10 protein-coding genes are annotated in these 12585 nt (G+C 51.4%); all 10 read right to left on the minus strand.

Translation table 11 applies throughout. The features are described from left to right. Positions 1 to 34: 34 nt before the first annotated feature. The 10 genes from J4E00_RS10720 to J4E00_RS10765 all read right to left on the minus strand — a co-directional run bounded on the left by J4E00_RS10720 (position 35) and on the right by J4E00_RS10765 (position 12583). A complete protein-coding gene (locus J4E00_RS10720) occupies positions 35 to 1222 on the minus strand; it encodes a glycosyltransferase family 4 protein (protein WP_208175151.1) in 1188 nt (395 codons plus the stop codon). 109 nt (positions 1223 to 1331) lie between these two features. Then, entirely contained in the window at positions 1332 to 2876 is a 1545-nt protein-coding gene (locus J4E00_RS10725) for an oligosaccharide flippase family protein (protein WP_208175152.1), read from the minus strand. 82 nt (positions 2877 to 2958) lie between these two features. Next, complete coding sequence (locus J4E00_RS10730; RefSeq protein WP_208175153.1) at positions 2959 to 3906, minus strand: glycosyltransferase; 948 nt, start codon at positions 3904 to 3906, stop codon at positions 2959 to 2961. Between the two features lie 158 nt (positions 3907 to 4064). Continuing rightward, a complete protein-coding gene (gene rfbH, locus J4E00_RS10735; RefSeq protein ID WP_208175154.1) occupies positions 4065 to 5387 on the minus strand; it encodes a lipopolysaccharide biosynthesis protein RfbH in 1323 nt (440 codons plus the stop codon). Positions 5388 to 5617: 230 nt separating this feature from the next. Then, positions 5618 to 6595 (minus strand): glycosyltransferase family 2 protein, encoded by a 978-nt coding sequence (locus J4E00_RS10740; RefSeq protein ID WP_208175155.1) that lies wholly within the window; start codon positions 6593 to 6595, stop codon positions 5618 to 5620. 110 nt (positions 6596 to 6705) lie between these two features. Then, positions 6706 to 8433 (minus strand): thiamine pyrophosphate-binding protein, encoded by a 1728-nt coding sequence (locus J4E00_RS10745; protein ID WP_208175156.1) that lies wholly within the window; start codon positions 8431 to 8433, stop codon positions 6706 to 6708. Between the two features lie 35 nt (positions 8434 to 8468). Further along, positions 8469 to 9404: an NAD-dependent epimerase/dehydratase family protein gene (locus J4E00_RS10750; protein ID WP_208175157.1), complete on the minus strand. Its 936-nt coding sequence runs from the start codon at positions 9402 to 9404 to the stop codon at positions 8469 to 8471. After that, complete coding sequence (gene rfbG / locus J4E00_RS10755; RefSeq protein WP_208175158.1) at positions 9386 to 10507, minus strand: CDP-glucose 4,6-dehydratase; 1122 nt, start codon at positions 10505 to 10507, stop codon at positions 9386 to 9388. The genes J4E00_RS10750 and rfbG overlap by 19 nt, the downstream gene beginning before the upstream one ends. Beyond that, positions 10501 to 11274, minus strand: coding sequence for a glucose-1-phosphate cytidylyltransferase (gene rfbF, locus J4E00_RS10760; protein ID WP_208175159.1), 774 nt, complete (start codon positions 11272 to 11274; stop codon positions 10501 to 10503). Before rfbF ends, rfbG begins: the two co-directional genes overlap by 7 nt. 112 nt (positions 11275 to 11386) lie before the next feature. After that, complete coding sequence (locus J4E00_RS10765) at positions 11387 to 12583, minus strand: glycosyltransferase family 4 protein (protein WP_208175160.1); 1197 nt, start codon at positions 12581 to 12583, stop codon at positions 11387 to 11389. Positions 12584 to 12585: the final 2 nt, after the last annotated feature.

Below are 12585 nucleotides of genomic sequence, written 5' to 3' on the forward strand. Positions count from 1 at the left end.
CAGCACTTATCCTTGCGATGTCTGGTTTAGCAGTTTAGCTGCGCTGATACATTTTTACATATGCTGCTACGCACCGGTCCATCCTGAACTTTTCGAAGGCTAATTCCGCCAATTGGCTGTGGTGCCGGAGAAGGGCAGGTTCGCGGAGGTAAGTGCGTAGCGCCTCGGTAAGCTGCATTGGGTTGGTGAGTTGCCAGTTGGCTTGGTCCAGCACCACACCTGCTAAGCCCTGCTCGGTTTTCAGCATAGTAGGCACTTCACCAATACGACTGGCAATCACAGGCTTGCCGCATGAAAGGTATTCGGCAATTGAATTAGGCAGACTTTCGGCGTGGAAATAGCTAGGTAGTAGGCCCACATCGAATAAATCGACCCAGTCGATTGGATTGCGCGAAAAGCCCATGAAATGTAGCCGCGGGTGCGGATACTGCGCCCGCAACTCCGTAAGGTATTCGCTGTCCCCCACCAGCACGAGGTGTAACTTATTAAACTTCTCACTCAGGTCTAGGAAAGAATTAATTGCGTGCTGCCAACCTTTTTCCGGGATGCCGCGTGCTACCATGCCTGCCACAAAGGCATCAGCTGGGATGCTCAGCTTTTGCCGAGTATGCGACGGCTTTTCGGCCGAAAACTGCCCATCAAACCCGTTGTAAATTTTCGCATGGGGCAGGTTGGTTAAGGGGCGTACGTCCGGCTGGCCGAATATTTCCAGGTTCTTATCGGTCAGGTATACCATCCCCGCTGCGTGTTGCAGGGCATAGTTGCCTTTGGGAGTCACCTCCGGCGCATTGGACTTGTGCAGGAACAATTCATAGCAGCCGTGCATTGTGATAACCAACGGAATACTTATGCCTTGCAACGCCTTGGCTGCTGCATAGTCGGCCTTAATGGTATGCGTGTTTACCACATCAGGCTGCAGCTGCTCAATGGTTTTGCGCAAGTGTTGAATCAGCTTGGCTTCACGCCATGACGACACAAAGCCAAGGCGACGGCGCAGCCCGTCGGCCTTACGCAGAGCACTATCAGCTAGTTTATTACCTCCAAAAGCGATAACTGGAACATCAGGTGCCAGCTGGCGCACCAAGTCTTTGTTGGTGTGGTGGGCGTAGTGGCTGTAGAGGTGCACAGCATGGCCAGCCTTGTGCAGAGCCTGTGCCAGTCGCAACACGAAGGTTTGTGCACCACCAGTGCGCAAGTCCTCCACTGCAAGCAGAATTTTCATAAGCCGTTAACAAAGCCCAACCAGCTGCGTTCAGCCAGCACAATAAATTAAGTTTTTCTCAAGCACGCCGACTTTACCATACAGATAGGTTTGGCATATTTTATCAGTATTAGACAGCTACTAACAAGTAACGCCGCAAAGGAGCCGGTACATAGGCCGCAAACGGAGTGCGCAGAAAAAACACCCACGTGAACGCCGTGAGTAGCAGCCCAGCCACCGCTCCCACTATGAAAAACAGCGGCAATGAATCGGGCAGTACGTGGCGTACACTCCATACCAGCCCATATACCACTGCCCCCGCCAGACTAACGCCAACCAACGGCTTTACCACTGCCCCAGCAATAGCCCCTAGTGTCAGGCCCAGGTGCCGGCTGAGTAGATAGGGAGTGTACCACACCGAAGTGAGCAACGAGGCGACCAAGGTACCAATTAGCACACCTGGCAGGCCAATTCGATGACCGAGGAATATTGACAGGGTGATATTGATAGGTGCTTCGACCAACCCCATCAAGCTTACCGAGCGGGTGATGCCTTTGGCGTACAAGAATGATGAGCCCGTGCGTACCAGCGTCTGCTGTACCGTGATGCCCATTGCCAGCACCAGTACCAGTTTGCCGGCAAAGAAGCTGGGGCCCACCCAGATGGCAATAAACCATCCATTAAGGCTTACCACCAGCCAGAATGAAAGCATACACAGCGCCGTTACCAGCACCAGAATGCGCTTGTACTGCACTCGGGCCTGCTCGTCTGACTCGCGCGTGGTAATTTCCATTAGGGCCGGGGTGGCATTGTCCATAACCTTAGCAATAAGCCCCATTACCACCTCCGGAATTCGGGTAGTGAGCGAGAATACCGATACCGCCGCCAACGAAATAACCTGTCCGATAACCAACCGGTCAGTCTGCATGATTACTAATCCTGCAATACCGTTTACAAATAGAAAAATTCCGTAATTAAATAGCTCACGCAACAGTTTCGAATCGAAATACTTGACTAGAATGCGCAAATGCGGGTAGTATCGCCGCAACAATACAATCTGAACAATTCCACTACCAACTAATTGAAAAAATGCACTATACACGAAAGACCATAGCCCGGCACCATAATATAAAAATATGACAGTCAGTATGGTACCGGTTAGCGTTACTACAAATGTTGATGTCCCAATCAGTGTTTGGCGATGATGCGCAAAGAAGAGCCCACCCGTCCCGCGTTGCAGAAATTGTAGGCCTGCATATAAGCCCATCCAGCAAATAATCGGTACGGCATCCGAGGCCAAATCAGGCCGCAAATGATAAATACCTGGTACAAACGGTGCGAAGAGAAACGCTGCTATGGTCACTATCAGTCCTAATATACCGGCTGCAATTGTACCCGTACTTAGAATCCGATTTATCATGAGTTGGTTGTGCTCATCGTCACCACGGTACATAGCCAATTGCCGGATAACCGCCGTTCCAATCCCTAAGTCAAACGACCCTAAGTAATTAGTTATTTGAAAGAACAGAATGGATAAGCCATAGGCATCCTTATCTAGGTAACGCAGCATCATCGGCGTACTGACGATGGATACCAACATGGAAATGATGGTAAACGCTTGCGAAGAAATAGTGCCCATTAGCGCCGAGCGGCTACGGGAAACGGAATCGGACATATCTAATCAAAAAGCCGGATGCATCGCCAAAGCAAGCTATAAGGGTAGCCTTGACCCTATTGTGCCGAGCAAGTAATGCGAATTATTTTCTCATTTTTTTTAGCCAATCAAGAGAAGATGGCGACAAATTATTTTTCAAATATGAGCGGAGAACCTGCGATTTTTCTTCGAAGAAGGTTTCATTCTCACCAGCATATACAAGTTGCCGTTTTGCTAGCCGTACAATGTCAGCTAAATAGTTCTTCTTGTGCAAATCGAGCCGGTTATACAAATTTACCAGGCCCAATTTACTTACAACCAACTCTCGCAGATATAGCTTTGACGTCAGCGTCTTGGCATCATTACTAGCGTGAATTCGATAAGAAACCAACGGCTTATCAATAAAATAAAAATCACCGAATTGAGCAATGCGCAGCCACAAGTCCCAATCACAGATATAGCGTAACTGATTATTGAATTCAATACCGTGTTTCAACAGCAATTCACGGCGCATAAGCACCGCAGGCATTGAAATAAAATTCCAGTTGTGGTAGAGGTAGTGAAAGGCCCTGCTCTTGTCCATTAGGGGCTTAGCTACTATCTCTTGCCACATTTCGGCCATGCCCGGGTGCCGGGCGGCCCAATGGCTGGTAGCTGTTACCGTGCCGTTGCCGTCGATAACATTGATATTGGAATGTACTAGCCCAACGCTTGGATATTGCTCCATGATGGCCACCCGTAATGCCAGGTTTTCTGGCACCATGGTGTCATCATCCGAAAATACATACACATATTTTCCTCTTGCCAGCCGTAAAGCTTTATTGTAATTATTTACCGGACCAATATTTATATCATTCTTAACATAAATTATACGGGAGTCGTTTATTGCCGTAATTACCTGCTCCGTATCGTCCAGAGAACAGTTATCGGTGATAATGACTTCAAAGTCCTGAAATGTCTGGACTAAAATACTCGCAATAGTACCTTGAATAAGTTGCCTTCGATTATAAGTAGGCACCAAAATGCTTATTAAAGGAATGTACTCAGCCATTAGATTCTTTATTGTAAAAACTATGCTATCAGTGAACAACTTATACTATTAAGGGTAATCTTGGCCATCAAGCAAAGACCTCACCTAGCAAATATGCTTGGGTGAGGTCCAATGCTTTATATGGAAAACAGAAGGCTTGAACGCCCGTTCATAATATGTTAGCGGGAAGCAAGGAATCGACTAATTACATCCACGATGTAATCATAATGTACTTCCTGTAAGCCAGGCCATACACCTAACCAGAACGAGCGGTTCATAATCGTATCTGTATTAGAAAGGTCACCTACTACGCGGTGCTCAATACCTTGATAAGCGGGCTGACGCAGCAGGTTACCAGCAAATAGCAGGCGGGTACCAATCTTGTGCTCTTCCAAATATTCTACAATGTCTTGACGGCTCAACGGGCTGTCGTCGCGCAGCGTAATCAGGAAGCCAAACCAACTCGGGTCGGCCCCTTCGGTAGCTTCGGGCAGGATGAAATGCTCTTCAAACTGCTTTAGCTTCTGGTAAAGCATGGCGTGATTTTCACGGCGGCGTTGCACGAAGTGGTCAGCTTTGGTTAGCTGGCTTAGGCCAATAGCGGCTTGCATATCGGTCACCTTCAGGTTGAAGCCGATATGCGAGTAAGTATACTTATGGTCGTAGCCATAGGGCAGTTCACCTAGCTGCCAGCAGAAGCGCTTGTTGCAGGTATTGTCTTTACCGGGCTCGCAGTAGCAGTCCCGCCCCCAGTCGCGGAAGCTTTCGGCAATCATCTTCAACTTGATGTTGTTGATGAGCACCGCGCCCCCTTCACCCATAGTAATGTGGTGGGCCGGGTAGAACGATAGCGTGGCGAGGTCACCGAAAGTACCGGTCTTTTTGCCGTTGTAGGTGGCACCTAGCGAATCGCAGTCGTCCTCAATCACCCATAGATTGTATTTCTTAGCCACACGCATCACCTCGTCCAAGTTGAACGGGTTGCCCAACGTATGGGCCATCATAATGGCTTTGGTTTTGGGCGTTACAGCCTGCTCCAGCAATTCGGCCTTTATATTGTAAGTCGGAATATCAACGTCAATGAATACTGGCACACAGCCAAACTGAATCATCGGGTTAACGGTTGTCGGGAAACCAGCAGCCACAGTAATAATCTCATCACCGGGCTTAATGGCGCGGTCACCCAATTTAGGTGAAGTCAGCGTGTAGAAAGCAACCAGATTGGCTGAAGAGCCCGAGTTCACTACCAAGGATGATTTACAGCCGAACCACTTGGCGAGCTTCTGCTCGAATTTTGGCCCGAAACGACCAGTAGTTAACCAACCGTCGATGGTGGCATCTACTCCATACATTAGGTCGTCTACATCCAGCACCTTGCCAGTTACCGGGATATAATCCTGACCCGGTACAATAGTTTTGGTGACGTTAGGTAGGATGGACTTTTCTAGCTGTCCATGCAGCTCACTGTCAATATTTTTGAATTTCTGGTCTACTTTCAACATAAGAAAGAATATTTAAGAAGGTTACAAATTTACGGAGCAATTGCTTAAGTTAGGCAAGAACTAATAAGTTTGGTTATAGGTATAGCAATAACTGTAGTTAGATACAAGGCTCTGTTGTGGAAACGATGCAAGAATCATGATTAGAAGAGCCTTGCAGCAAAGACTTGGGAAAATTTACATAATGCCTTCGGCCATTCTACCAAGCGCCTTGAGCCGTTTCGTTTCACAACTCAACTTGTTACCTGTCGTCGTGCCAATCCTTTTTTAATGGTTTGACGCATCGGACGAGTCGCTATATATAACCCCCTACGAAGAAATAATGGCATCAAGATAGTCCAGAATCCCTTTTTATGCCAGAAAGATTTGCTTAAAATCCCAAAAGGCTTTTCGCCATAAGGATAATCAGTGATGGGAACGTAGTAGGGGAAATATTTTTCAATTATTGAGTCAATAAGCAAATCTCTAGCTTTGACCGGTATAATACCTTTCGCAGCCATATCGGTCAGCACACGTGGGTAGCTCTCTCCGAAGACATGGAATAGTTTAAAATCGACAACTGCTAATTGACGGCCCAAAATAAGAGGTGTAGTAATCTTCGCGTTTTCTTTTGCCTTAAATAGAGCAGGCAGGGTCCAACCTAACTGAATCAGAAAGCTTTTCTGGTAATGATAAAGTGTATCAATACCCTCCACCAAATCCTTATTGATTATAACACCGCTGATATAAGTGAGCCAATAATGCTCCTCCTCCATCAACTTATAAGGGTCGTTATACAACTCATAACTAAAAGCTGACTCCTTAGGCTTAAATTCATCAATTGAATTGCGATAAAAATTCGGCTTTAAAAAAAGAATCCCTAATTCATGGTTTTGCAAAAGCGGAATAATATATTTTAACGCATTTGGCAGAAGCAAATCATCATCTGAGAAAACCCATACATATTTTGCGGTTGCCAATTCAAAGCACTTTGCAATGTTAAAATCAGGTCCACCGTTTGTTTGATTTTCCGAATAACGCAGCTGTTTGTACTGCTCTTGAAAGCTTTCAACTATCTGCTTTGTGTGGTCAGTAGAAGCATTGTTCGAAACTAGCACCTCGACTACTTCAGCATATTCTGCAAGTTGATTAAACAGATTTTCCAAGCACAGCTTCAACAGCGGAGCACGATTGTAGGTGGGTATGCCGATAGACAGAATTGGGCGATTCATGATTTTCCACTTTATACTTGTAGCAATTCTATAGATCGACTACTACACGTCTCTTGACTAAATTTTCTTCTTTTTTAGGCAAAGCAGATTTCTTCCTATCTAAGGTTCTATCAGGTTCCTTCCATTTCCAACGGCTTCACAAATGGCTCCATCTCGGTGATTGGGTGGCCAAAAGCTAGTTTGGGGTAGCAGTTGGTGTGCGAGTCGACCATGACCTGTAAAAGGGCAGGCTGCTGTGGGTCGTTCCAGAGCCAGGCGGCGGCTTCGTCGAGTTGGGCCGGGTCGCTCACGGAGAAAGCTGGGATACCGTAGGCCTCGGCAATTTTAATGAAATCCGGGGCGCTGTAGCCCCAGAATGTGCTCTGGTAGCGGCCTTCGAAATATGAATCCTGGAACTGCCGAATCATGCCCAAGCAGTTGTTGTTCACCACCACCATCTTGACGGGCAGCTTGTGGTGAGCAATGGTCTGGATTTCCTGAATGTTCATCTGGAACCCGCCATCGCCGGCAATCACCACCACCGGCTTACGGCCCGTGGCAAAGCACATACCCAGCGCAGCTGGCAAGGCATAGCCCATACTGCCCAAGCCACCCGAGGTCAGGAATAGCTGGTCGTTGGTCAGTTCCAGGCTCTGGGCGGCCCACTGCTGGTGGTTGCCCACGTCGGCCACGTAACCGGCACCCAGGCCGGGTTTCGACAGCGCGTGCATGAATTCGTTGGGGTTGATGCCCACAATGTTGGGTTGCTCTTTGGTGTCGGCCCACTGCGTTTGCAAGTCGCGCAGCTCGGTACTCCATTCGGCGCGGGCTTCAAAATCAGCCGGGTTGTAGTAGCGGTTGGCAGCGGAGAAGAAATCTTCGAGGTCGGCTACAATAGGGCGGCAGTCAACTACCCGGTTGTTAATTTCGGCCGGGTCGCAGTCGACGTGGTAGATGGCACGGCCCTCCTTAAAGAACTTGGTATCGGCACCGGTCTGGCGGATGTCAAGGCGTGCCCCAAGCACAAGAATGAAGTCGCTCAGGCCAATAGCCATATTGGCCCAGCGGTTTCCATAGGAACCAATGTAGCCCACGCGGAACGGGTCATCATAAGCTAGGGCATCCACGGACAGCAACGACGACACTACTGGTACTTGTACCATGTGCGTAAACTGCCGGAACGCCTCAATCTGGAACGCGGAGCGCACGCCCCGGCCCACCAGAATCAACGGCTTTTTGGCAGCCCCTAGGGCATGAGCCAGTTCGTCGAGCACGGCTGGGGAGAGTTCATTCGTCACCCGTTCGCGAGCTACGCGCTGGAAGCCGTCAGCGGGCGGCGGGATGTCGCCGCGTTGCACGTTCATGGGAATATCAATCAGCACCGGACCTGGCCGGCCGCCAAGGGCGATGCGAAAGGCCTCTTCCAGCATTTGCGGCAGTTCCAAGGCATCTTTCACTTCGTAACAAGCCTTGCACACAGGGCGCGCCATGCTCACAATATCGGTTTCCTGAAAGCCGAGCTGGCGGATAGCACGGTCGCCTTTCTGCTCAAACGTATTGACCTGGCCTGTGATGAACACGCCGGGCACAGTGTCGAAAAAGCAGGAAGCAATACCGGTGAGCAGGTTGGTAGCACCAGGGCCGCTGGTGGCCATGGCTACGCCCGGCACGCCAGTTACGCGCGCGTAGGCATCGGCGGCAAACGAAGCTGACTGCTCGTGGTGCATGCTCACAATGTCAATTTTCGTGAGTTGATGCATAGAGTCGAGCATGTGGGTAATCATGCCGCCCGACATTTCAAAGACGGTATCGACGCCCTGAGCCTCTAAGAAATAGGCGATATAATCAGATGCTTTCATACATGAAATATAATAGGTTCAGCTTCAGCAGTTGCTCAGGCCGATTGTTTAACAAAGTCGATGGATGCCGTGAGGGCCGCTGGCAGCGGGGTTTGCTCAATCGGTCCAAAAGCACGCACGAACTTCTCAGAATTGCTTTCCATGTGCATTACCTGCCCGGGCCGATAGGGCAAGGCACCGTAGTTGATAGCTGTGGCTGAGCCAGTAAGTTCCTGCAATGCGTCTACGATTTTTTTCAGTGAAGTGGCATGATTAGCCCCAATATTATAGATGCCACTCAGGCCGGGCCCTGCCGGTACCGTTTGTACAATGGCGCGGGCTAGGTCCTTCACAAATAGATAGTCGTAGCGCTGCTCGCAGCCAGTCAGATTGGGAGTTTCGTGGCGTAGCAAGCTATCGGCCACGAAAGAGACGAACCAGTGCTTATCCTCACGGGGACCGAATACTGCGAATACCCGTAACCAGTACCACTCCAAATTATTCGCCTGGCAGTAGGCTTGCACTAGGGCCAGCGTAGCCAGCTTCACGGCGCCATAAGCCGCGTTAGGTTTCGCTGGACGTGTTTCATCGATGCGCCCATCAAAAGCACCATACTCGGCCTGAGAGCCTAGAATGATGACTTTCTTGAGCGGACCTTGTGCCAGCACCTGAAGCAGCTGCATGGTGAAAGTGAGGTTGCTAAGCTGGCTTTGCCAGTCGTCGCGCTGCCCCACTCCTACCCCGAGCCATGCCGAATGCATGAAGTATTCGGCTTGCCAGTCCAGGAGTTGCTGCTCCCAGTCGGGCGCGTCGAGGTTTATCCATGTCAGTTGGTCCTCGATGGCAGCTACCCGCCATGGGTCGGACTGCCCTCGGCGCAGTGCGGCTACCTCATAGCCCTGGGAAACCAACTCTTCGGCCAGATATGAGCCGATGAAGCCGGTGGCCCCGGTCAGCACTACCCGGCCCGGCTTCACGAGGCAGGGGCGCAATACGCCTCAATATCGGCTTGCACCAGCTCAGTTGCCGATTTACCACCAGCCAATGCTTTGTACCAAGCAATGGTGTTACGAATAGACTCAGCCGCGCTAAAGCGGGGGTTCCAACCCAGCTCGTTAATGGCTTTGCTGATGTCGAGCTTGAGCAAACCAGCCTCGTGGGGCTGGCCGGTCAGCGCGGGCGTTTCGTATGAACCGGTACCCCAAGCCTGCAGTGCGGTATCAGCCAAGGCGCTTACGGGTAGGGTGTCCTGCAGGTGAGGGCCGAAATTCCAGGCGCCGGTGTACTTTACGGGCACAGCAGCGAGGCGCACGCCCAGCAGCAAATAGCCACCAATGGGCTCCAGCACGTGCTGCCACGGACGCACGGCAAAGGGATTGCGCACCTGTACAGGCTGCCCTTGGCCAAGTGCCCGCACGATGTCGGGGATGATGCGGTCCTTAGCCCAGTCGCCGCCGCCGATGACGTTGCCGGCACGGCCCACAGCGACACCTTTGCGATGCTGTTCGTAGTTGGCAGGGTTGAAGAAGGATTGAGCGTAGCAATTAATTACCAGCTCGGCGCAAGCCTTGCTGGCGCTGTAGGGGTCGTAACCACCCAGACGGTCGGTTTCGCGGTAAGGGTACACCCACTCTTGGTTCTCGTACACCTTGTCGGTGGTAATAAGGACAACGGTGCAAGGCTTTTCCAGGCGCCGCACGGTGTCGAGCAGATTGGCTGTGCCGATGGCGTTGGTAGCGAAGGTTTCGACTGGAATATCGTAGGACAGGCGCACCAACGGCTGCGCAGCCAAATGGAAAATAAAGTCGGGCTGAAAATCCAGCACGGCGTTTTCTAGTGTAGCACGTTCGCTGAGGTCAGCAATCACGGACTCACACAGCGTATCTCCGCCGAGCAGAGCATACAGGCTAGGCTCAGTTTCGGGGGCCAGCGCGTAGCCTTTCACCTGGGCACCTAACTGATGCAGCCAAGCCAGCATCCAAGCGCCTTTGAAGCCGGTGTGCCCGGTCAGGAATACTTTTTTACCTGCGTAGGTGTCGCGCAGTTCGGCCCAGTTCAGACCTGTGGCCAAGGTTTGAGCAGCAGTGCTTACCATATTTTCCAGGGGGCTTGCTTGCTGGTCCAAGCGGTGTCGAGCTCCACCTTGTCACGGAGCGTGTCCATTGGCTTCCAAAAACCGTGGTGCTTGTAGGCGTGCATCTGGCCGTCGCGGGCAATACCTTCCATTGGGCCGCGCTCCCAGATAGTGGAGTCGCCTTCGGTGATGTAATCCAGCACCCCCGGCTCGCACACGAAGAAGCCACCGTTAATCCAGGCGCCATCGCCTTTGGGCTTTTCAGCGAAGGAATGAATGGCATCGTCCGGGCCCAGGTCGAGGGCGCCGAAGCGGCCGCTGGGCTGCACAGCGGTTACGGTACAGAGCTTGCCCTGAGCTTTGTGATACTCTACCGATTCGCGGATGTTGACGTTGGAAACGCCATCGCCATAGGTAAGTAGGAAGGGCTCGTTGTTGAGGTGGGACTGCACGCGCTTGAGACGGCCACCGGTCATAGTCTCTAGGCCGGTGTCAACCAGTGTGATATTCCAAGGTTCGGCGTAGCTGTCGTGCACCTTCAGGGAATTTTCCTTTAGGTTGATGGTGACGTCCGACTTGTGCAGGAAGTAGTTAGCGAAGTATTCTTTGATAACGTAGCCTTTATAACCCAGGCAGATAACAAAGTCATTGTAGCCGTGCGCCGAATAGATTTTCATGATGTGCCACAGGATGGGCATATCGCCAATTTCGACCATTGGCTTGGGTTTGAGCACGGTTTCTTCGGAGAGACGGGTACCGAGGCCGCCCGCTAGAATGACTACTTTCACTGGGTAAATTTTAAGGGCTTACTATTATTAAAAAGAGGACAATTTTCCGTTAACTAGAGTCAAAGGTAAGGCCTAACTATAGAATGAGAGCTACGCTAGGTACTCTTAACCGTTACTTAATGGAGACTTTGGCGGGTAATAAATTCTTTTCTTCAAGCGCTTGCCATAAGCTACTGGCCCAATGGTCCCAGTTCAGTAAGGCTTCGTACTGTGCCCGGCTCTGCTTGCGCAGGTGCTGGTAGAGCGCAGGGTCGGCCAAAATTTTTTGCATCTGGGTGGCAAAGTCCTCGCCCGTGGCGGCCAGGGGCAACATGTAGCCGTTCACGCCGGGCTGCACGAAGCTGGCAATACCGCCTACGTCGGTGGTAAATACGGGCAAACCGAAGGAATTGGCATCACAGAAGGCAATGGCCGCACACTCGGCCCGCGAGGGCAGCAGGAAGAAATCAGCCGTACTGAACAGCTCATGCAACTGGTCGCGGTCAGCGGGCACGCCCATGTTTAGAAACGGGATGGTGCGGAAGCCGGGGTTAGTATAATTTTCAGGGTCTGGCGGGCGGCAGCCTACTACTGTGAGGGTAGCTGGGATGCCGCGCTTTTGCAGCGCCAACATGGTATCGTAGGCAATCGCGCCGCCTTTACGCCCCCATTCGCCGCCGAGCAGAAACAGCCGGCAGCTGCCGTCCGGTGCGGGCGTGTAGTGCTGCGCTTGCTCGCGGGTAGGCGGGTCGGGGTAATTGGAGCCGAAGGGAATGACTACGATTTTATCAACAGGCGTACCGTAATCTTCCCGGGCCGACTGCGCGGCCCAATCAGAAGAATAGCACACGAGGCTGGCCATATTGAGCGCCCGCTTCTCGATATAGTTGAGCTCCTTTTTGCTTACTGGCAGCAACTGCGACAAACCGGGATAGAAATCGATGAGCTGGTTGAGCGTAGAGTCTTCGATGTACACCACCGGCACGTCGGTGCGCAGGTAGGCAATTTCGGTGAAGGAGGCCGGGGCCACCAGCAAATCAAAATGCTGCTTGGCTAGCTTACGGCCGAAAATGCGAGCGTACCAGCGCGAAATGAACACACTCCAGGAATAGTGGTAGCGCTTGCCAGTCAGAGGTTTCAGAATCCAGTTGTTGAGGCGGTCGCCCAAGGCGAAGGGCACGCGCAACGTGACGGGACCCAAGGCCACGACCTCGCCTATATTGCGCTCCAAGGCTTTAAAAATGGAATAATGCACGCCCGACCAGGAACGTCGGTTCAGCGGGTCGGTGCTGGATATGAAGCCAATACGCAGGCGTTTGCCAGTTATCATCA

The organism is Hymenobacter negativus, assembly GCF_017571495.1.
GTDB lineage: Bacteria > Bacteroidota > Bacteroidia > Cytophagales > Hymenobacteraceae > Hymenobacter > Hymenobacter negativus.